At 40.1% G+C, this 23,570-nt stretch carries 15 protein-coding genes; 12 read left to right on the forward strand and 3 right to left on the reverse strand.

Annotation, left to right across the window (positions count from 1 at the left end; genetic code table 11):
• Positions 1 to 126 precede the first annotated feature (126 nt).
• From AC07UV_RS16545 to AC07UV_RS16575, 7 genes are all read left to right on the forward strand, one after another.
• Positions 127 to 1,116 (forward strand): helix-turn-helix transcriptional regulator, encoded by a 990-nt coding sequence (locus AC07UV_RS16545; RefSeq protein ID WP_495184550.1) that lies wholly within the window; start codon positions 127 to 129, stop codon positions 1,114 to 1,116.
• 78 nt (positions 1,117 to 1,194) lie between these two features.
• The gene (locus tag AC07UV_RS16550; RefSeq protein WP_495184551.1) at positions 1,195 to 2,019 is read left to right on the forward strand and encodes a siderophore-interacting protein; all 825 of its coding nucleotides are present in this window, start codon (positions 1,195 to 1,197) and stop codon (positions 2,017 to 2,019) included.
• Between the two features lie 229 nt (positions 2,020 to 2,248).
• On the forward strand, positions 2,249 to 2,965 hold the full coding sequence (locus AC07UV_RS16555; RefSeq protein WP_495184552.1) for a response regulator transcription factor: 717 nt from the start codon (positions 2,249 to 2,251) through the stop codon (positions 2,963 to 2,965).
• A 28-nt stretch (positions 2,966 to 2,993) separates the two neighbouring features.
• Positions 2,994 to 4,352, forward strand: coding sequence for a HAMP domain-containing sensor histidine kinase (locus tag AC07UV_RS16560; protein ID WP_120258530.1), 1,359 nt, complete (start codon positions 2,994 to 2,996; stop codon positions 4,350 to 4,352).
• Positions 4,353 to 4,482: 130 nt separating this feature from the next.
• Entirely contained in the window at positions 4,483 to 5,001 is a 519-nt protein-coding gene (locus AC07UV_RS16565; RefSeq protein WP_282255613.1) for a hypothetical protein, read from the forward strand.
• A complete protein-coding gene (locus AC07UV_RS16570; protein ID WP_495184553.1) occupies positions 4,988 to 5,488 on the forward strand; it encodes a hypothetical protein in 501 nt (166 codons plus the stop codon). The genes AC07UV_RS16565 and AC07UV_RS16570 overlap by 14 nt, the downstream gene beginning before the upstream one ends.
• Entirely contained in the window at positions 5,472 to 6,221 is a 750-nt protein-coding gene (locus tag AC07UV_RS16575; protein WP_282255611.1) for a YoaK family protein, read from the forward strand. The genes AC07UV_RS16570 and AC07UV_RS16575 overlap by 17 nt, the downstream gene beginning before the upstream one ends.
• Positions 6,222 to 6,280: 59 nt before the next feature.
• Here AC07UV_RS16575 and AC07UV_RS16580 read toward each other — a convergent pair whose 3' ends face one another.
• Positions 6,281 to 8,767 (reverse strand): Kelch repeat-containing protein, encoded by a 2,487-nt coding sequence (locus tag AC07UV_RS16580; protein ID WP_495184554.1) that lies wholly within the window; start codon positions 8,765 to 8,767, stop codon positions 6,281 to 6,283.
• Positions 8,768 to 9,158: 391 nt separating this feature from the next.
• Here AC07UV_RS16580 and AC07UV_RS16585 point away from each other — a divergent pair, with 391 nt between their 5' ends.
• From AC07UV_RS16585 to AC07UV_RS16605, 5 genes are all read left to right on the forward strand, one after another.
• Positions 9,159 to 10,616, forward strand: coding sequence for a glycoside hydrolase family 76 protein (locus AC07UV_RS16585; protein ID WP_495184555.1), 1,458 nt, complete (start codon positions 9,159 to 9,161; stop codon positions 10,614 to 10,616).
• A gap of 127 nt (positions 10,617 to 10,743) precedes the next feature.
• On the forward strand, positions 10,744 to 13,923 hold the full coding sequence (locus AC07UV_RS16590; RefSeq protein WP_495184556.1) for a SusC/RagA family TonB-linked outer membrane protein: 3,180 nt from the start codon (positions 10,744 to 10,746) through the stop codon (positions 13,921 to 13,923).
• Between the two features lie 20 nt (positions 13,924 to 13,943).
• The gene (locus tag AC07UV_RS16595; RefSeq protein WP_495184557.1) at positions 13,944 to 16,004 is read left to right on the forward strand and encodes a RagB/SusD family nutrient uptake outer membrane protein; all 2,061 of its coding nucleotides are present in this window, start codon (positions 13,944 to 13,946) and stop codon (positions 16,002 to 16,004) included.
• Positions 16,005 to 16,131: 127 nt separating this feature from the next.
• Positions 16,132 to 16,944: a DUF3823 domain-containing protein gene (locus AC07UV_RS16600; protein WP_282255606.1), complete on the forward strand. Its 813-nt coding sequence runs from the start codon at positions 16,132 to 16,134 to the stop codon at positions 16,942 to 16,944.
• Between the two features lie 171 nt (positions 16,945 to 17,115).
• A complete protein-coding gene (locus tag AC07UV_RS16605; RefSeq protein ID WP_495184558.1) occupies positions 17,116 to 19,293 on the forward strand; it encodes a hypothetical protein in 2,178 nt (725 codons plus the stop codon).
• A 318-nt stretch (positions 19,294 to 19,611) separates the two neighbouring features.
• On the opposite strand, the gene AC07UV_RS16610 is transcribed toward AC07UV_RS16605, so the two are convergent.
• Positions 19,612 to 20,379, reverse strand: a complete 768-nt coding sequence (locus tag AC07UV_RS16610; RefSeq protein ID WP_282255604.1) for a response regulator transcription factor — start codon at positions 20,377 to 20,379, stop codon at positions 19,612 to 19,614.
• Positions 20,380 to 20,381: 2 nt separating this feature from the next.
• Complete coding sequence (locus AC07UV_RS16615; protein ID WP_495184559.1) at positions 20,382 to 23,537, reverse strand: ligand-binding sensor domain-containing protein; 3,156 nt, start codon at positions 23,535 to 23,537, stop codon at positions 20,382 to 20,384.
• Positions 23,538 to 23,570 lie beyond the last annotated feature (33 nt).

A 23,570-nucleotide genomic window follows, 5' to 3' on the forward strand; every position in this document is an offset into this window, starting at 1 on the left:
AATTAAGAATCATTCTAAATAAATTGTAATTTAGCCAAAGATACTAGGTATAGTGCCATTGTTGGGTATGTAATGAGGAGTAAAAAGTCCGTGAAAAGGAATAGTTGAACCTTAATGAAATATGGAATGGGATTAAGACTTTATGATATTGATTCGGCTAGTTTATTATTGGAAAAAAACTATCCACAGACTTTCTTTTCAATCGATGCCGGTATCCAGGAATGTGTCACACAGTTGGGCGCTCCATTTGGTGATGGCTATTACAAAGAGATCTTTTTTGATGGAATTCATATTGGCTTTGGTCATGCAAATCTGTATGAACGGATACTATTTCGTTTTGAAAGTGACTTTGAGACGGTCGAAATGCATTTTGCATTGAAGGGTAGAAGTCGGGCAGCTGGGGAGACATTAGCCGCTACCATAGATTTTGAAACTTGCCAGCACAATATCCTTTACGGCAATTCGATCTGTGGTCAGATGCAATGGGAACGTGAAGAATTCCAGGTATGTGAGATAAATTTGTCTCCAGATTTTTTTAAGAAATTTATACCCGATAATTCCATCTTATTTAATGACTTCAGAAATATTATTGAAAAGGGAAAATCTGGCTTATTGACAGATATTAATAGAAGAATTACCCATGAAATGCATACTCTTATTGATAGTATCATAAATTGTGAACGTAAGGGTATGTTTAAAAAAATATTTCTCGAAGCCAAGATCATGGAGTTATTGCTGCTTCAGTTGGAGCAGTTAGCCGACAACAACGTTTCGAACACGACCCTCAGAAAGCCTGATGTTGATAAAATCTATGCGGTCCGTGAATTTTTACTGGATAATATGGATTCAAACAATACACTTGTCAACCTGGCCCATCTGGTCGGGACAAATGAGTTTACATTAAAGAAGGGGTTTAAGGAGCTGTTTGGTACGACAGTTTTCGGTTTTTGGAATGATGCAAAAATGGAACATGCCAAAAAGCTAATTTTAGACAAAAACATGACCATTGGTGAAGTCTCTGATGCCATTGGGTATAAAAATCAACGTCATTTTTCAGATGCTTTTAGACGGAAATTTGGATTTCCACCAAGTAAATTAAAAAAGACATACAGCTAGCTTACCCGACCTACAATGCGGGCTAAGAATAGCTATTAAAAAATTGATAGATCATTTATCCTTAAATTTTATAAAACCATGGGTAGAGCTGAAGCGAAAATTATACAAGCTGAATTGACTGTTAGTCGAAAAGAATATGTGACCCCACATTATATCCGGATTTATCTGACAGGAGAAGCTGTCCCAGAAATCGCGGACACGACAATCGGTGTTAACAATAAGATTTTGATTCCGCCTATGGGATTGAATAAAGTCTATTTTCCGGAATTTGATTTTGAAAAGGGACAATGGAGACCAATGGACGACCGTATTCGGCCAACAGTACGTACATATACGCATCGAGGGATAGATCTTCGACGTAACGAAATCTGGATAGATTTCGTTGCACATGGGGATGAAGGACCAGCATCTGCCTGGGCAATAGGATCCAAGCCTGGGGATGTATTGGGTGTCCTTATGAGAGCTGGTAAGACCGAATTATTCCCACTGACAGAAAACTATCTATTAGCGGGGGATGCAACGGCACTTCCGGTACTAGGTGCAATATTGGAAAATTTACCAGCATCAGCAAAAGGGACCTGCATCATCGAGGTGCATGGCCGGGAGGATGTACAAAAATTATATACGCAAGCGAATATTGAATTTATCTGGTTGCATAATGATACTCCACAGGAAGGTAGTCTGCTGGCGGATCTGGTGAAGATAAAGTCTCTTCCTCAGACAGATCGCTTTGCTTACATTGCAGCGGAGTATTCTACCGTTCGGGAGATACGCAATTACCTGCGTAAGGATCTTGCATGGAAGAGGGAGGAACTTTATGCCTATTCTTATTGGAAAAGCGGTGTTTCAGAAGATAAATCTGCCAGTGAACGACACAAAGAGAACGAGGAGGTCAATTCATAAATAAGACAACCACAAGACCACTGCTATCGCTTCATTGCTTGAGCTAATCTAGTTTTTCAGTTTTTTACTTCTGTTTATTATGAGATAATGGTAAAAAGCATCATTTTTTTGATGTATCTATTGTGACCTCCGAGTTTATCTTGGGCAAGAGATTTGTGTCTGTAGGATCAAAACAGTATTTTTATGGTTTGGCGATGAGCGATAACGGGAAAGACACATTATGATGCATATGGAGGAGCAAAAAATTATTCTGGTTGAAGATGAGCAAGACGTTGCGGATTTGATCGTACAGGGATTGGGCGAAGAAGGTTATAAGGTCATTCATTTGGGGCGTGCCGAAGGGCTTGAGCAACTATTGGCCAAACAAGATGTAGCCCTTGTTCTTTTGGACATTCTTTTGCCTGGCACCAACGGACTTGATATTTGTAAACAGATCAGACATTGGGGCTATACCGATTTGCCTGTTATGATGCTTACGGCACTAGGAACCCCTGAAAACGTTGTGCTTGGTCTTGATAATGGCGCTGATGATTATCTTTCTAAACCATTTAAGCTAATCGAACTTAAAGCCAGAATACGTTCATTGATCCGTAGACAGCAATCCATTGTTCAGGCGACCCAACGCGAAGCACAGCCCCCAAAAGATACATTCAGTTATGGATTTCTAACGATTGATGATTATAAGAAAGTTGCCTATTGTGAAGGTCAAGAACTTAACCTGACCAGTACAGAGTATCGTTTACTTTTATTATTTATCCGAAGCCCAAAGAAAGTATTTGAGCGCAGTGAGTTGTTGGATAAAATATGGGGAATTAATTTTGATATCGGATCAAATGTCGTTGATGTATATGTTAATTACCTGCGGAAGAAGATCGAGAAGGTAACGAGCAAAAAGGCCATTCATACCGTTATCGGAATGGGTTATGTGTTAAAAATCGAAGACTGAATAGATTAAGAAGACTGAATAGGTTAAAATGAATAATTACAATAGGAAACTCATCTATCTCATAGCAATATTAGTTATATATGTCAGCTGTTTCGTTGGCTTTATCTTTTACTCGATCACAAACTTTGCTTTTACCGATTTTTATAAACGCCTGGATCTGCGAAGAAATATTGCAGCAGAAAAGTTCCTCAATAGTAAATCCGCTTCGCAAACAGATCAATGGAGTCTGGACTTTATAGAAAGTCTGAACAATCAGCATGAATTTTTGGTTGAATTTGATAAGAATGGAAAAATTGTTCAAAGCCAGGGATTCTATTCTGAATTGTGGGATAAAATCAACAAGACCGGAACATCAAATTTTAAAGCAGGGCACCAATTCTATTCGACAAAGTACTTTTCAAAAAACAATAAGCATTATATTGTCGGCGCATCGGCGGAAAATTACTTCTACACGCATCACCTGGCCTATCTGCGTAATCTGCTTATTATTAGTCTGATTTTGGGTATTCTTTTTATTTTGGTGGTTTCTGTCTTCATGAAACGTTCATTTCTAAAACCTATCCTGACCATGATGAAGGAAGTCCAGCAGATTGGCTCTGAGAATCTGGACAAGCGCCTGGATGAAGAAAAATATAAGGGGGAGCTCCATGATCTGGCGTTTACATTCAACAGCATGCTGACACGTTTGGAAACCTCTTTTGAAACCCAGAAAAATTTTATCAGTAATGCTTCACACGAATTGAATACACCCCTGACTTCGATTATAGGACAGGCTGACTTAGCACTGTCCAAAGAAAGAACAGTTGAGGAATATCAACGTACCTTATGTAAAATTATAGAATCTGCGGAGCATTTGGAAAAAAAGACTAAGGCGCTTTTGATGTTGGCCCGCACTGGTTTTGTAAGCAATTCGACAACATTTAATCCTGTTCGTATTGACCAGATTGTTATGGATGCCGAGTTGACTGTTAAAGCCATCAATGATAAATTTAAAATTACGACAGATTTTAGTTTGCTGCCGGATGACAGTATGCGACTCAAAGTCAATGGAAATGCTATTTTACTCCAGCTTGCATTATCCAATATCATTAGTAATGCCTGTAAGTATTCCTCCAATAGGACTGCTTATATCGCCTTGGGCGCATTAAACAATAAAGTGTTTATCCTGATAAAAGATAAGGGTATCGGGATCCCGTCAAAAGAATTGGGCTATATTTATGATCCTTATTTTAGGGCATCCAATACCAATGGAATAGATGGATACGGCATTGGCCTGCCCTTAGCAAGAAATATAATAAAGCTCCACGGTGGGACATTAAAGGTCAATTCCGTCGTTGGGGAAGGCACGACTGTAGAGATTGAGCTGCCAACTTACATTCGGTTTTAATCCCATTTTAATTTCCTTATTATTTTTAATCTCATTTTAATAAGTCTCTTAAAATTCTAATGAAAAGCTAATTCTAGCTTCATTCCGTTGCCATGTGCACCCATTAACTTTGTTTAAAAAATAATTGGGTATGGCAAAAGCGACACGCGTATTGATTCCAAGTGATTTTACAATTGATTCACTTTTTTTTGTAATCCATAGTATTGAGCAGTCGAAGGCTGAACAGCTTGACGTTATTTTGGTTTATGGAAATAAAAGTAGCACCTCAATCAGCGAATTATTAGGAATCAAACTAGAGGATCAACTCAACGACCTTCAGTCAGAGGATTTTTTGAAAGCCTGTCAAATGATCTGCCACCGATACGAAAATCGTAAACTTAATATCTACGCAGATATTATCGGTACGGACAATCCCAATTATTTACATCATTATCTGAATGGAGCCCGGATTGACGAGGTCAAGATTCCAACAGATTATCAATTTGAAAAAAGAACGAGACATTTCTTTGATGTTGGACAGGCTTTGTTGCACCTCAACGAAAGTAAGCGTAAACGTGTAGCCATTGTCGAAAAACCAGCAATGCATAAAACTGGAGGAAGTGTCTTGGGGGATTTATTTTTTAATAAAAAATGGGATGTTAACTACTAAAAGAAAAATACTAGCAAGATTCAATTTTGTCTTTTTGGCATTGTTGCTTCTGGGGGCATCATCGATGGTTATGTTTTACGAAAATCCTGAAAGGCTTTTAGAAGGCGAGTGGGAAGAACAGGGATGGTACTTTGAAAAAGTGGAGAAATCGCCAATATTCAAAAAACAGACGGTTATTCATGAAGGTATCAAAGATGCTGCTATTGCCCATCTGCCGCCCTTACAGGACGGTTTATGGCATTTTGAAAAAATGGGTGAAAAGAATTTTGTCGCCCATCATAAGGACAAACAGTATAACTGGTTTTTGAAAGGAAGGGGCCATATCCTTGAACTTCGAAAAAATAACGAGCTTGTGGAGAGTTTTGTTATACAGAAACTGAACAAAAATCAGCTGGTATTGCATCTCAATTTGGATATGCAGACCAAGGGAATAGCGCGTATCGTGCTGAAAAAAGGAGGAAAGGAAAAATATGCTAAGAAAATATAGCAATCATAGGACCATTCAAGATAACATTAAACTGGGTGGACTAACGGCATTTTCTGCTGGTATGGTTAACGTCGCTTCAGTGATTGTGTTTTTTTCCTTTACATCAAATGTAACAGGATATTATGCTGTTTTTGCACAGGAGATAGCAAAAGGAAACTGGTATCAAGGTGCTGTCGTTTTGTTTTGGATCCTTTTGTTTTTAACAGGAAGCATGCTTTCCAACTTAATTATCATCCATGGTAAAGGAAAGTTCAGTGCATACCTTACACATTCGATACCCCTGGTGCTGGAAATATTAAGTATTTTGTTTGTAGGGATATATCTCGATGTTTTCTACGAAGATTCACTCAAGGAAACCGAGATATTGGTTGGGGCCTTATTGTTTGCGATGGGACTGCAAAATGGATTGACAGCGAGTATATCCAATTCAGTTGTAAAGACAACACATTTGACCGGATTGACGACCGATCTAGCAATACTAATATCCATGTTCACCAAAGAAGCCAATAGAAGCAATAAAGATTTGGTGGATAAGTTTCATTTGTTACTGACCATTGTCACAAGTTATGTAATGGGAGGACTACTCAGTGGAATCTCCTTTAATTACTTGTCTAATAAAACATTTTATGTGGTTTGTTTTGTTTTACTTATCATAGGTTTATATGATTATTATAAACTATACCTGCTTAAAAAACAATTTGTAAAACGTCATCGCGAGGAATTGGTTGCCTAAATCTCTTGATGATAATAATAAATAAGCCCCACCATACAGCAGTATATGGTAGGGCTTATTTATATCATTTTATCCAGGTTGTAGGGGAAGTCCTCGTTCATCAGCTGTCTATAGTTGAGACAAAACTGCTGAAATTTAATGCGGGCTTCATTGTGTTGATTTAAAGCAAACAACGCTTTCATTTCGGAAAATAATGCTTGTTCATTTAGCGGATCCAATAAGAATATCGTATGCGCAATCTCAATGCTTTTTTTATGCAGATGAGCAATGTCAGCTTTATGAAGTTCCGTCAGTAAAATGGGTAATAAATTTTGTTCAACCTCGGTCTTCAATGCATCAAACACAGGTAGATCCAACCCCTGTAAGAATTTTCCCCTTTGAATGATCTGAATTAATCTACTTTCATAAGCAACAGAAGGGTTTGCCAGCAACTGGATGTAATCTACGTAATCACAATAAAATTCAGCGCTATGTTCAATAAGGAATCTTCCCTGCTTGTATACGAGTTCAATCCCAGCAAACTCACTCAGCACTTTTCGTAAATGATTGATCGTGACTCCTCTTGAGTTCTTTACCTTGTCTTCTGATTTGTCGGGCCACATGATCTGACTGAAATATGGTGAACTAATACCAGCACTGTTAGACAGGATAAGACAAAATGCCTGTTTCAGCTTTGTACTGAACAAATGAGAGATATCACGTTTGTTGCGGTCAAAAGCACGGAACTCACCAAACAGGAAAATTGCATTTGCCCGTATAAACTCGTCTTTTTGTATTGTTTGTAGGATTCCAGTATCTGCAATCCGTGGAACCTGCAGGACTCTTTTTTCAGCTACGCTTGCTATTTTTCGCTTTTGCCTACCTCGCTGCCAAAAGAAATAGAGGCCAACTCCGCAAATCGTAGATAACAACAATAGTAAGAATACTTTTCGGTTTGATCCAGCCAGTGGAACGCCATTTAATTCGTTAGGCGTTATCGGCGTCATATTCAAGGAATAGACTTTTAACGTTGACTGTATATCATCTTTTGATTCTTGGACCAGTACCAGAAGCCTACCTAATTGTTGATCATAATAAAGTTGGGCATGTGTACTTATTTTATCTGAATAGATCGGAACAGAGTCCCCTAGGATATCAAAACTTCCATCTTTGACGGAAAAGCGATACAATTGGATATTGGACTTCGTTAGATATTCGGGATAACATAAGGCGTAAAAATGGCTGCTATCGGGGAACACCAAACCACGGGCAGGTACGATATGCTTATCCTTCCAAAGGACATCCCATTTTTTTGTAATTTCCTTGGTGTCCAAATTTATTTGATAGAAATCATAGAGGTATTTTCGGCCTACAATATGCTCCCCGGATTCATTTCCCATACCTCCAAAGATATAAGCGATTCGATTATTGCTCCCTTGGCCAGCCGAAAGAAAATAGCGTGGGAAAATTTTATCGCCTGTCCATCCGTCAACAGTTTGCCATTTGCTGGAGTCCAGGTCGTAGCGCCTAAATTCGCCACTGTAAGCCATATTTCCATAACCACCGAAAAGATAGAATTGTCGCTGTTGTGCATCATAAAAAGAACCGTGATGATTTAATTCTTTCCTCATCAGGTCGTCACTTTCGACCTTCCATTCGAAAGTTTCCAGATCAAGGCTGGCTACCGTAGGGCCTTGATAGGGCTGGGTATAGAAAAGTTCATAGACATACAGTTTATTTGTCGTAACGTCTATAAAATTGTTTGCTAAAACCAATTTTACGGGACATGGTTTCTGAAAGGTCCGTTTTTTCGTCTGATTGGTCTTTATGTTGTATATGGTGATAGAATCCTGATTGAAATAATAAATCTCTTTGGTCCGTTGATTGTAGTTGGAACCAGCTTGTGAGAAGGAACTGCTTGCAAAGAGATTTTTCCATTTGTAAGAATCCACAATGAGCCAGGTTGGGTTTGTAGTGGAGCCATAAGCAACCCCATTTTCATCATGTACAACAGTACCTGTGCTTTCTTTTAATGGGAATAGATAGCTTTTGGCCGTATTTCCAATCTGCACATTTTTGATAGACATTGCCGGAACATCGATCAGATAGTCACTTTTTCCAAAAATCACTTGAGGACTATACTGAGAGGGTAATTTCACTTTTGGTGATTGAAAAATCTGATTTTGTATCTGAAGCTTAAATAATTGCTTATGCAGGTGGAAGGTCAACTGAATCGTGATCCATTCCTCCTTGAATAATTGTTGCTGATTTATTTTTGCGATGATTAGACTGCTTTTACCTTCTTCGTTCAGACGGAAAATACAATTACCGGCCTCCTCATCATAAAATAAATTGTAAACCGTGTTATTGTCTTTATTCTTGACACGGAAGATATTGCCCAATGAATTTGATGAATAAATGGAAAGTTGAAACTTTAGCGTAAACTCCTGTTCAAATGAAATCTCCCTTTTGTCAGATAACTCGTAGGAACTGCGTTTGTCTATAGGCTCATGTCCACCTCTAAATTTGAGCCCCTGCGATCGGGAAAGTAGGGGAGTTAAGAGCAAAAAAATAATATATAATATACAGGGTCGCATAGTGCAATCAAAAAAACTTAAACCAATAGTTATCGACAAAGACCTGTTTAAAATAATTTGTCTGCTGTCGGCTTTTTATGAAATATAGTAACGGTTAGTATATCCCTTATCAATATCTTACAGGACTTAAAAGTATGCAAAAAAATGCGCTGAATAAAATAAAAGCTGTGTTACAATTGCTGTTTGTATTAGTCTTCCCAATCATAGGATATAAGGAAATAAAATAGAGGGTTATCGTTTTATTTTTGCCTTTTAACCCAATTTTAACCCAAAAATTAATCAGTCAGCTTTACCTTGCGTTAGAATTCCTGCCTATATTTTCGGTAGAAATTCGAACTAATTATAAATCGAAATCTTACTTATGAAAGTCTTTAAAAAGCTGCAATTTATTTTTGTTGCTTCCGTATCCATGGTGATGGTGCGGCAGGTTCAAGCTGAAATCCGAATTTCTTTTTCCGTTGACAATATCAAAAGTGATCAGGCTCGGCAAGATCAGAACTTAGTACGGGCGATGGCGCTCTTGGACCGGTCAATGGAAGTTTATTTCTCCGCAGATGGACAGTCTATGCATCGTTTCTATAATCCCGATACGAAGGTGCGTCCGGAGGAAAAGGCAAGTGTATGGATGTACTCCGCTTCGATAGAGGCTGTCAATGCAATTTTACATGGACTTAAAGCTCAAAAAGAAAGAGGGAATCATAACCTATTTGACAAACATTACAAGCGTTATGCGGATTTATTGGTCCAGCTTCACGAAAATGCCGCTTATTATTTAGGAACATTTAATCTTATTTCTTTTACACAGAGAAGAGACTGGACAGTGTATGCTGTGGATCGTGCAAAGGCAAAGGGGGCAGCAAATGTAACTGGGGTATTAAATGTCTATGACGATCAAATGTGGTTGATTCGGGAACTGATTGAAGCCTATCACCTGACAGGAAAAGAGCGCTATTTAAAGGAGGCAGAATACCTAACAACCTATGTATTGGATGGATGGGACTGCACCCTAGATGATAAGGGCAATGAAAATGGTGGAATTCCCTGGGGACCGGGCTACGTGACCAAACATGCTTGTAGCAACGCGCCCATGATCAGTCCATTGGTTTGGCTACATGAAATCTATAAGAAAAAGAACGATCAGATCACATACAATTATATCGATGCCGGAGATAGGCAGTCGCGTCGTTCTAAAATGCTGCGAAAGGCTGATTTTTATTTGGATTTTGCTAAAAGGATTTATGCTTGGCAAAAAGATCATTTATTAAATAGTAAAGGTGTTTACGATGATATGATGGGAGACTGCTATCCAGATTGCAGTATTGTCTACGAAATCGTCAATGGCATAAAGTATCGCAAAAATACCCAATTACGGAAAGCCGTTGGAACCTCATTTTCCTATAACAGTGGAACCATGATTTCTGGGGCTGCTGATCTGTACCGTGCGACCCGATCTAAGGTCTATTTGGAGGATGGAAAGAAGCTGAGTGATGCCAGTTTTCAATACTTTGCTAAACTAGGTTCACAGGTACCAGCGCATTATACCTATGCTTCCGATGGGTTCAACAATTGGTTTAACGGCGTATTACTAAGGGGATTTTTTCAGATTTCTCCTGTCTTCGAAAAAGCTGGACGTTATATAGACTCTTTCCAGCAGAATTTGGACTATGGATATGCCCATTTTTTACGTTCCGGTTTATTGCCACCCGATCTTCTTGGTGGATGGCATACAGACAAAGACAAAAATAACCTAGAGGGAATGTTCATGTTCACTTATGCGGCACAGTATGCCATGTTGTCCCAATACCAGATCGAAAAATAGCAAGATAAAGTAAAAAGATCGAGGTAAACAATTGTGATACTAAAAACGAATACCAATAAAACCGAGCTTGCGAGCCTATGAAAATACATCAGATAGCTTAATCACTATTTAAAACCAAATTATAAATATGAAAAAGGATTTAGGGAAATCAAGGCGGCGACTTAGCACACTGCTTGTGCTGATGGCGCTGGGTATTCCGTCCATGAGTTGGGCGCAGCAGAAAAATGTCAGTGGAAAAGTGCTTGATAGTAATAATAAGCCTATCGCTGGGGTAACGGTTTCTGTTCAGCATGCGGGTACACGTGTGGAAACCACTACCAATGCAGATGGTAGTTATACGATCGTAGTTCCGGAAGGAAAGAAGCTTTTATTTAAATCGCTGGGTTTTAGCGCGAAGGAAGAGATTACGGATGGGAAATCCACCATTAATGTTGTCCTGGAAAACGATGATACGCAATTGGAGACGGTTGTTGTCGTCGGTTATGGTACGCAGCGGAAGCAATCACTGACTGGTGCTATCGCATCCGTGAAGGGGACGGAAATGAGGCAGACGAAGAATGAAAATCCACAAAATATGTTGGCAGGACGCATCCCTGGTGTTCGCGTATGGCAGAAAAGTGCGGAACCGGGAGCCTATAGTGCCAATTTCGATATACGTGGTCTCGGAGCTCCGCTAGTCGTGATCGATGGGGTACCACGTACAAGTGAAGATTTTCAGCGCCTGAACCCGAGCGATATTGAAGAGGTTTCGGTTCTAAAAGATGCATCCGCAGCCATTTATGGTGTACGATCAGCAAATGGTGTGGTGTTGGTCACAACAAAAAAGGGAAAAGAAGGAAAGACCACAGTCAGTTATAATGGCTCCTATACTTTTCAAAGACCTTCTGGTATGCCCGTATTGGCCGATGCAATCAGTGCAATGACGATCTACAATGAGAAATCCATGAACAACATCAATGGTGGAAGTCCTGTGTATACCGAAAAAGATTTTGAAGATTTCAGAAATGGAACACGCCGCTCATCGGATTGGACTTCATTGATCTTTTCAAAATATGCACCACAGACGCAGCACGACATTAGTTTTTCGGGCGGAAGCAATAAGGTGCAGTACTATATTGGTGGTGGCTATTCTTATCAGCAAGGCTTCTTTAAATCTGGTGATCTCAATTATAATAAATACAATTTGCGTTCGAATATCTCGGCAGAATTGGCCAAGGGATTGAAATTGGATTTGAACATCAGTGGGATGGCTGATCAGCAAAATAATCCCTATACAAGTTCGGTTGACATTATTCGAAACTATTGGAAACAGGGAATGTTGTTTGCCGCGTATGCAGATCCCGAAAATACCTTGTTAAATTATGAAGGGCTGGATTTGGAACAAAATACCGTAGCGATGATGGACGCGGATATCTCAGGCTATCGCAAATTCAAAAAGAAAACTTTCCAGACTTCAGCGGCATTGAATTATGACCTAAGTAATTTATCCTCCGCGCTTCAGGGGTTTTCGGCAAAGGCATTGATTGGCTATGATTACCGTGCAGATAACAATTCCATGTTCAGAAAGGAGTATTATCAGTATGCGTTGAATAAAACAACGGGTAAATATGATCAGAAACTCTATAACTTAAGTAGCCCAAATCAAATGAAACGGGAGTTTTTTGATAAACAACAGGTCTTAGGCCAGTTGATATTGAATTACGATCGTACATTTGGCGATCAACATAAAGTGTCCGGACTTGTAGGCTGGGAATCACAAAAGAACGATGGCGATAACTTCTATGGACTGAAAAATCTTGCTTTTGGTTCCGACCAATTGCTTGCAGGTGTAGAAGATGGTCAAATGACCTCCATGTATGGTGGTATCAGTGATTATTATAATGAAGCAAAGTCGGCCCTGTTCGGGCGGGTTAATTACGATTTTGCGGGCAGATATATTGCAGAATTTCAATTTAGATATGACGGATCCTCCCGTTTTGCCAAAGGACATCAATGGGGATTTTTTCCCTCGGCTTCCTTGGGATGGCGGATATCCGAGGAACCATTTTTCAAATCTATTGACGCGCTTTCCTTTGTCAATCAACTAAAATTCCGGGGTAGCTATGGCGTGCTAGGGGATGACTTATCCTCGTCCTGGGATTTTGGCTGGGTACCCGGCTATGTTTATCCAGCGACGAGTGGAAATGCTGAAAATGGCTATAATAATCAATATGCTCCAGGATATATTTTTGGTGATAAATATATCACCGGCGTAAGTCGGAAAGCTATCGCCAACGAATCAATTACTTGGTATAAAGCCAAAACATTCAATGTTGGTTTAGATTTCGAGGGGTGGAATGGGCTGTTTGGTTTTACATTGGACTATTTTGAACGCACACGGTCGGGGCTATTTCAACGTCGCACGAGTGAATTTCCAACCGTAATCGGTGCAACGGCCCCGATGGAAAATGCCAATAGCGATCGCCATATGGGATTGGAATTGGAACTGAAGCATCGCAATAAAATCAATGATTTCTCATACAATGTTCGGGCTATAGCGACTGTAACCAGAAATAAGTACCTGACGGCTGTCCAAAATGGCCCCTATAAAAACTCGTATGACCGTTGGCGCATTGACAATTTCAACAATAGATATCAAGGGATTCAATTTGGTTATGAATCGGCTGGAAGATTTGAGAATTGGGAAGATATTTGGAGTTACCCGATTTATAAGGAACGTGATGTCTTACCCGGAGACTATAAATATCTGGACTGGAATGGTGATGGCGAAATTAACGGTCAGGACGAACATCCTTTTGCATTCGACCAGACTCCGTGGCTTAACTATAGTATGAATCTCGAAACAGCTTACAAGAATTTCGATATGAATATATTGTTTCAGGGATCGGCTTTGGGTTCTATGGAATACAAAGAACCACTTTATGCAATCTGGGGATCGAATGGTGGCGGAACGTTGGAGCAGTACCTTGATCGTTGGCATCCCGTCAATCCCATGGCGGATCCTTACGATCCAGCGACAGAATGGGTGAAAGGCTACTATGGTTTTACAGGTAGATACCCGAAATCAAATTCTGAATTCAATCGGGTGAGCACAGCCTACTTACGCTTAAAGAGTATCGAATTGGGCTATACCATTTCGAATTTAAAACCTTCCTCATCGATGCGATTACGTGTTTACGCCAATGCCTATAACTTATTTACGATGACAGGCGTACGGTTTGTTGACCCTGAGCATCCTGATGATAACCTAGGTCGTATGTATCCATTGAATAAAACCTATACGTTAGGTTTATCGCTTACTTTTTAGCACCCACAAAAAATATTACAATGAAAAAAATACTCATTATACTATCACTAGCTGGCTCAATCGGACTTACAGGTTGTGCTGATCTAGATATTACACCTAAAAATATTGTAACGGATCAAGACCTATTGAATACCCCTGCCGGTATGGATATTTATATGGCCAGGATGTACAGTCTGATGCCTTTTGAAGATTTCAAATACATGGCACAATGGGGGATTGAATTCAATGGCTGGTTGGCAGCCATAGGCATTGAAGGAACCGGTGAAGCTGTGACTCGCGATGGTATCAGCACCTCTTTTACCGGTGAAAGGACCGCCTATTGGGGAAGAGCATTTGAATTGCTCCGTGATGCAAACCATCTGATTGAAACCTTGCCTAATTACCGGGACAAATTCTCAGAAGAACTTTATAATCATTACTTGGGGGAAGGATATTATGTCCGGGCGACCGTGTTTTATGCGATGGCAAGACGTTTTGGAGGAATTCCTTTGGTGACCAAGGAACTACAATACCCGAATACTTTGGAGAATTTGGAGATACCCCGCTCGAGTGAAGAAGATACCTGGAACCAGATCTTGAAAGATTATGATGAAGCAATCAAATTAATGCTTCCAAAAGGTCCTAAATCTGGCTATTCCAATAAATATGTTGCGCTTTCTTTTAAATCAGAGGCGATGCTCTATGCGGGTAGTGTGGCCAAATACAACGAAACGGTTTCTGGGCGCCTGACGGGGTTAGGCCGAAAAACGGGTGTCCGTGTCATCGGATTTGACGCCAGCACTGCAAAGGCAGCATCACAAAAGTATTTTGCAGAAGCTTATTCGGCTGCACGTCAGGTGATGACAGCGGGTGGCTATTCACTTTATAAAAAGAAATGGGCAGCGAACGATAAAGAAGCACAGTATCAAAATATGGTGGATATGTTTAGTGACCTCAGTAGTCCTGAAAATATCTACGTCAAAGAATATGTCTATCCAACGTTGACACATAGTTTTGATGCCTTTAGCTCGCCCTTCACATTTAGATCTCCACTTTCTGCCGGAACATGTCCTACAGTAGATTTTATGGAATTGTTTGATGGATTTGACAAGTATCCCGATGGAACAGTCAAAGTGACTACCGGACAAAGCAACAGGGAAGGGGAATATAAGTTGTACGACAAACCAATGGATTTCTTTAAAAATGCGGAGCCTAGATTACGTGCCTATGTTATCTTTCCGGATGATATCTTCAAGCAAAGAAAAATGGATATACGAGCAGGGGTCTATACTGGTCAAACTCCTGTAAAACCTCTGTTTACAGATTATTCCTATGCAACAGCTGACACACGCTATCAACAGTTGGGTGCCTACACAGGATCGCCAAAAACCTTGTATCTGAGTCCAAGAGATGGTAGTGGACAACAAACAGTTGATTACAATGGGCAAAAAATGAATGCCGCTGGCAACGAAGGTCCATTCTTTGATAATGGTGAAGCAACCTTAACAGGCTTTTATGTACGTAAATGGCTCAATACAAATCCAGCAAAAGAAGTTGGAGAAGGGAAATCTGACCAACCTTTTATTTTGATGCGTTACGCGGAGGTATTATTGAATGCCGCCGAAGCAGCCGTTGAACTCAAAATGTTGGGCGCTAGTCCGGCAGATGGAAGCGACCTGCTGCAAACAGCGACGACTGCCGTCAATGAGATTCGTACTCGTGCGGGAGCAGATCTTTTGGCCGGCACAATTTCAGGAGATAATACAGGCCGAAATATCATTCGAAGAGAGCGTCGAAAGGAACTTGCATTTGAACATAAGGCGAAATGGGATTTACGTCGCTGGCGCGTACTGCATTTTGAAGGCCGGGACGGTTTCTGGGGAACACAAAAGGATAAGAATCTATACAGTAACAACGAGAATTTTAGATTCAGAGGATTATATCCGTTTTTTTCCACAGCAGCAGGGAAGTACTTCTTTGATGCACGCTTCCAATGGGTAAGCACCAAAACGTTTCGGTACACACCTGTAGATTATTATTTTGAAATACCGGGTGACGAGGTGGCTAAAAGTCCGAAAATCGATCAACAGCCTAATCGATAGACAGCAAAAGTGTGCTGCGCATGTTAATGGCAGGACACTGCTTGTTTGGAAGGAGTGAACTTTTAATAAAACAATAACTGGTGGAACTAAATTATAAAAGTCCAAGCCACCACTAAACGTATAACAAATGAAAAATAGCATTTTAAGCGCACTGGGCATACTATGTATGTTGAGTTCGTGTAGTCTTTTTGAGGCAGATAACTACGAGGCCCCCTCCGTGGAACTGAAGGGCATAGTCGTCGACGCACAAACGGGTGCACCGGTATTGACCGATCAGGGTAGTGAAGGTATCCGCGTTCGATTGACCGAGCTTAGTTGGGGAGATAATGTGGAACACAATCCTGACTTCTATTGCATGGCTGACGGAACATTTCAAAATACAAAACTGTTTAAGGGAAATTATAATATCACCGTTGATGGCCCATTTATTCCTTTAGTACGTACAGACGGAGATGGTAAGGTACTGTCAGACGATAGCAAAAATATGGAGCTGAATGGTTCACATGAAATAAAAATGGAAGTTCACCCCTTTCTTAAAGTGGAATGGGTTGGCGATCCAGTTGTTGAAAATGGAAAGATAAAAGCGAAAGTCAAGGTCACCCGTGCTGTAACTGAACAGCTTTTTCGCGATAAGATCGAGCCACTAGGAAATTATAACGCAGATTTTTTAAATGTTACAGATATACAGCTCTTTGTTAGCTATTCCGCTACGGTTGGATATCGTGCACGAGATGAACGCTGGTCGAGCAAAATCGAATACAATGGCGACAGCTTCAAGACAAAGTTAGGGCAGGTTATTGATATAGTGTCTACTGGCGAAATTCCGAAGGGTCGTACGGTCTTTGTTCGTGCAGCCTCTCGTATCAACTATGATACTCCCCGTGGAACGGGCAATCGTAGGTGGAACTACAACGAAGCCAAACGAGTGGATATCCCATAAGAGAATCAATACACATGTTGAACCGTCCTTTTTAAGGTTTCTTGGATGAAAATGAATCTTAAAAAAGGACGGTTCCATTTGGACAATAAAAAAGGAGCCAACCTGATTATTTAAAATAACAATTGCGGCTGCTCAATCAATAACTATTCGTAGGTAAAAAAAAGATAAACTATGGTAAAAACGAATATACTCGCTTTATTGTTGCTGGCAACGTTCACAGCGACCGCTCAAAAAGGAGATCCTGTAAAGACGACCTTTCAGAGCTCCCGAGAATGGCGTCCTACAATTGACAACCGTGCAGATGCTGTCATGATATATGGAACCGGGGGAAATCCTTCCGACAAATCCCGAAAAATTCCGTTTGAAGAACGGGTAAAATCCTGGCGTGATAGGGGATATATTACGCATTTTATGACGGGTATTGCCTGGGGGGAATATCAGGATTATTTTACGGGAAAATGGGATGGGAAAATGCACCTCGATGAGGGACAAGTTGATGTAAAAGGTGATACTATCTGGCATGGTCACATGGTTCCTTATATTGTTCCTACTGAAAATTATTTGAAATACATCAAGGAGATGCATGTCAAACGTGTTATTGATGCGGGGATTGATGCCATTTTCATGGAGGAACCCGAATTCTGGGCAAGGGCAGGTTATAGCGAATCATTTAAGAAGGAATGGAAAAAGTATTACGGTTTTGATTGGCGCCCACAGCACGAATCGCCTGAGAATACCTACTTATCCAATAAATTAAAGTACGCTTTGTACCTCAATGCACTGAATGAAGTCTTTACTTATGCCAAATCTTATGGAAAAACCAAAGGGATGGATGTAAAATGTTATGTGCCCACACACTCGTTGATCAATTATTCACAATGGATGATTGTCAGTCCTGAGGCAAGCTTGGCCTCGCTACCCTGTGTCGATGGATATATCGCACAGGTATGGACGGGGACTTCACGTGAACCCAATTATTTTAATGGTGTGGCGAAAGAACGTGTTTTCGAAACCGCATTTTTAGAGTACGGTGCAATGGAATCCATGACAGCACCGACTGGGCGAAAGATGTTTTTCCTGACGGACCCGATCGAAGATTGGCCTCGTGACTGGGCTGATTACAAGAAAAATTATCAGGCTACTTTCACTGCACAACTTTTGTATCCCAATATTGCAGACTATGAAGTGATGCCCTGGCCCGAACGTATCTATGAAGGATTGTATAAGACAAGTGCCAAGAGTGACCAAAAAGAAAAAATACCACGCCATTATTCGACCCAGATGCAGGTGATGATTAATAGTCTGAATAGCATGCCCAAAACGACCAGTAAAGTGTCCGGATCAACAGGGATCAGCATCCTGCTGGCAAATTCACTGATGTTCCAACGTTTCCCGACACATGCCGGATATGACGATCCACAATTGGCCAACTTTTACGGACTTGCTCTTCCTTTCTTAAAACGTGGTGTTCCCGTTAAAACAGTTCACCTGGAGAATTTAGGGGTTAAGAATGCCCTAGCTGAGACAAAGGTGCTGTTGATGTCTTATTCCAATATGAAACCCTTGGCTCCCGAGGCCCATCAGTATCTTGCGGACTGGGTAAAAAATGGGGGCGTACTTATTTATTGTGCAACGGATCTCGATCCCTTTCAATCCGTACAGGAATGGTGGAACACAAATGGCAACCAATATCAAAGACCATCAGATCATTTATTTGAAAAAATGGGTTTGCGTGGCGGAATGCCAAAGGAGGGACAATATAGCTACGGGAAAGGTACTTTTTATGTTTTGCGTTCAGATCCCAAAGAATTTGTTGTCAAGCCGAACAACAGTCAGAAACTGTTGGACCTGACTAAAAGTCTTTACGAAGCTAAGGGCAAATCCGGGAAACTTCAATTTAAAAACTATTTTACATTGACAAGGGGTATTTATGACCTGATCGCTGTATTGGATGAGAGTGTGAGCAATCAGCCTTATCAGGTTAAGGGAAATTTAATCGATCTTTTTGATCCGGCTCTACCAATTGTTACCTCTAAAAATATCCAGCCAAATGAACAGTGCCTGTTTGTCAATATAGATCATGTTGCAAATAAACAAAAGCCTCAGGTATTGGCATCGGCAAGTCGTATTTACGATGAAAAATCGACTGGCCATCAATACTCATTTACGGCTAAAAGCCCGATCAATACCACCAGCATTTCGCGTATATTATTACCTGGCAAACCAAAGAGTCTCGTCGTTGATAAAAAGGAAGTTTTTGCAGAAGCAAATTGGGATACGAAAACAAAAACCTATCTGCTGGAATTTGAAAATAGTCCCGAGGGTGTATACGTGGATATCAAATGGTAGGATGGTAGATCCCTTAAATTTTAGCATAATGAAGGAAAGGGTATAATCCATATAAAAAATGGATATCAAACAAGATGAGGCAAACTTGGGACAAAATAGGTCTTAGTTGCCTTATTGGATAGCAAAAAACCAGATCCTAGTGAATCTGGTTTTTTTGTGAATAACTGAATTCAGAATGCCTGAACGTGTTTCAAGACAGGTTCTTTGCGATCTTTTCAATCAGATACCTACAATCCGCCGTTAAATTTTCAGTTTGAAGGTGAGTGCATCTTTAACGCAAATCGCGATTTTAACCGAAGCTACCATCCGAGAAAAATATTATTTCGACTGCGATTCCTGGAATTCCGTCGGGCTGAGTCCAAATTGTTTTTGGAAATTTCGGGAAAAATGCGTCGCCGAACTGTAGCCTAACAAATTGGAAATTTCGTAGACTTTATATTGCCGTAAACTAAGTAGTTCTGCCGCTTTCCGTAGCCTGGTCAGATTGATTAGCTCATTTGGCGACAGGCTCGATACCAGATTGATTTTTCGATACAAGGTTGGTCTGCTCATGCAAAGTATATCCGCCATCCGATCGACATTAAATTGTGGGTCATCCAAATGTTGCATAATGATTTCCTCTATCCTGAGTAGGAAATCCTGATCGTTTTGGTTCTGTCCGATTTGCTGGATTTGAGACATCGGATTCTTGATGAAAAATTCCTTGACTTTAATCCTGTTTTTTAGCAAGCTGGCAATTTGTGCTCGTAAAAATGCGGGCGAAAAGGGTTTTTCGATATAAGCATCAGCACCATATTCCAGGCCTTGAATCTTTGATTCTATGCTATTTTTTGCTGTTAATAGAATAACAGGAATATGTGCGTAAGCGATGTTTTCTTTAATTTTTTGGCAGAGTTCATAGCCATCCATTTCGGGCATCATCACGTCGCTGATGATCAAATCAAAGTATTCAGATGCAAGTAGATCCAAGGCCTCATTTCCATTTGTACTTGTGGTGATATGGTAATCCTCATTGAGGTCATCTGCAATAAATTCAAGTAATTCAGCATGGTCATCTACCACTAATAAATTGGCTTTTGCATTCATAATTATTGGTTTGAGTTGTGGTTTAGTGGTAAAGTTAGGCGGAATACATTCCATTGAAAATTTTCAATATCATACACTAAACTGCCCTGATGTTTTAAAACCAAGGATCTTGTTAACGCCAAGCCTAAACCACTGCCTGGAATGTTCTTATTTTGTTTTAAGCGATTGAATGGTTCGAAAATTCTTTCCCTTTCCTCCGAAGGAATTAATGCACCGTCGTTTTTCACCGTCAATATAGCAATATTTTTCTGTTTATCCGCCTCTAAATTCACTTCAATGAACTCTGATGAGTATTTTAGAGCATTATTAAACAAGTTATAACAGATCTTATCAAAAGCGTCTGTCGCAACGGAGCCAATGATGTCAGGAGTGATTAAAACCTGCATACTCTTTCCTTGCGCTTGGATAGTGACACCAAAATCGTTGCTGATTTTTTGCACTGTCTGACTAATATTTGCCAGCTCAAAATGTAATTTAAAACCTTCAGTTTCGACCTGTCTAAAATCCAGCAACTCATTACTGAGCGCAATTAGTTTTTCTGTATTGTTCTGCATGGTTGAAAGCAGTTTATCTGTTACTGGGTTGTGTTCGACTTTGTCCATGAGTTTTTCCAAAGGGGCTTTAATCAATGTTAATGGTGTACGTATTTCATGTACTACATCCGTATAAAAATTGATTTTCGCCCGATAGAGCTCCTGTTCCCGAAGATTCTGCACCGTCAGCAAATGTTGGCGGTTACGTTGTTTTATCTTTTCATTAAAATGATAAATAATAAATATAATCAGGCCAATAAGAATGAGCGCATAACAGATATAGGCCGGTACGCTCGCCCAAATAGGCGGCAGAATAACAATTTTAAGACTTGCAGCAGTGGGGATGACATTTCCATTGGGATCTTCAGCTTTGACAGTAAAAACATAACTTCCCGGTGCGAGTTTAGTGAAATACACCCGTTGATTTCCGGTGATATCGACCCAATTGTTATCAAGACCTTCCATCTTATAGCTGTAATGGACAGAATGGGGGGCCTGATAATGAAGTGCCGCCACATCGAGACTAAACGATGATTCATCATGTTTCAATTGAATCTTATCCGTGAATAAAATGGATTTCGAAAGGATATGCCCGTCTGTATACTGATTGATTGCTTTGTTATTGATATAAAGGTTGGTGACATAGATCGGGATCCGGGTATTATAATTGATCTGATTGAGTTTTTTTGGATCGAAACGGATCAAACCATTGATAGTGCCAAAGTAAAAACGACCATAGCCATCATCAAATGCAGAATTGTAATTAAACTGAATGGAAGGTAGGCCCGATTCCAGGTTGAAAATCCTTTTTTTTCCATTCGATAAGTGATAACGGACAAGCCCTTTAGAAGTACTTACCCAAAGATTGTTTTGCTGGTCTTCAAGAATGGCCAAGATCACATTACTGGGCATTCCTTCTTTTATACCAATCTTTTCAAAGCCTTCACCTGTGGGGATTTTTTTCGCCATTCCACCTTCTGTTGCTATCCAGATCTGTTTTTTAGAATCTTCAAATAGACTATTGATGCGGTTGTTTGGAAGAGAGCTCGGATTGTCCTTTTGATGCGTATAATGCTTGAGATCTCCATTATTGGGATTATAACAATACAAGCCATCTCGCCAGGTACCTAACCAGATATTTCCCTGTTTATCTTCAAGCACGGTCGTATAAAACATATATTCCGGAACGCTGCGTATCAAATGAAAGGATTTATTGACGAAATCAAAACGATACAAACCTCGGGTGGAGGCTGCCAAAATTTCTCCCTTCTTAGTTTTATACAGGTAAAAGAGAAAATTACTCTGTAGATCGGGATTCGGGGAACTATTTCGATCGATATGGTAAACAACTTTTTCTTGTATGGGATCGAAAATATCTAAGCCATTGACGAAAGTTCCGACTAATAATTTATTGTCAAAGGGCAGGATTCCATGAATATTATTGTTCGCCAGATTTCCCTTTTTCTCAGAGAAATTTTGAATCTGTCCTGAACTGGGATCTAGTTTCGATAAACCACCATTTTCGGTTCCGATCCAGACCTTGCCTGTCGGGTCTTTGGTAATGATACGTACGACAGAACCTTTTAAGCTACCGGGTTTGTCCTGAGGTAAAAACTTTTCGATAATACTATTGTTCTTGTGATAGTAGTTGACTCCACCAAAGTAAGTACCGATCCAGATTCCTTCATCTTTATCCTGCAGGATATTGTAAACCGCGTTGTCGGAAATACCCCATGGATTTTCCTGTTCTTTTTGAATATTGATAAAGCTCTGGTCGGCAATTTGATAAATAAATAACCCTGATTCGGTCGCAAACCAATATTCAGTATCATTCGGTTGGAGGATATCCCGGACATAAAGAAATTGCTTGATTCGGTCCGGGCCTAGCATAGATTTTAAAGTTTTTTCCTTAAAATCGTAAACATAAACGCCAGATTTAGAGGTGCCGATCATGAGTTCCCCCTTACGGTTCTCCGTGATTTTTTCTATGCTGAACCAATCTTTTGAACCATATTTTACCTGAAAATCCAATAGGAGTGAGGGTTTATCTGAACTATTGATCTGGAAGATTTTACCCTCTGGAGTACCATAGAAAATGGTTCCATTTGTTGTGCAGCTCACAGCGGTAATATAAAGATCAGATGTGGTAATCTGTTTGATTTCGTTGCTGATCAGATTGTGGTAGTAGAGCATCCCATTGGATATAAACCAGATCCTTTTTCTTTGGTCCGTAATGATAACGGGTACATCTGCATGCTCAAACTGTTTGCTTAATAACTTAAACTGTTCGTCGATGGGATTGTAACAATAGATCCCCTGATCGGTACCAATCCAGATTCTTTTTTTGAAGTCCTCTTTCAGGGAGATGATATTATTGCCTCCTAAACTACTCTTGTCAGAAGCCGAGGCATCAAAATGTTTGAAACTATTTCCATCAAAGCGATTTAAGCCATCCTTCGTGCCAAACCAGAGAAACCCATAGCTATCTTGCATACTACAGATCACGGCATTGTTTGAAAGCCCCTCATTAATCTGATAATGGTTGAAGTAATAGGGTTGTGCCTGGATCAGAAAAGGAAACAGCAACAAGAAAGATAGAAAACGGACTGGCTTTAGGTTGATCATGATCATTTGGTTATTGATACAAAATAGCTCAAA

This window comes from Sphingobacterium sp. GW821-FHT03E03 (assembly GCF_059420745.1).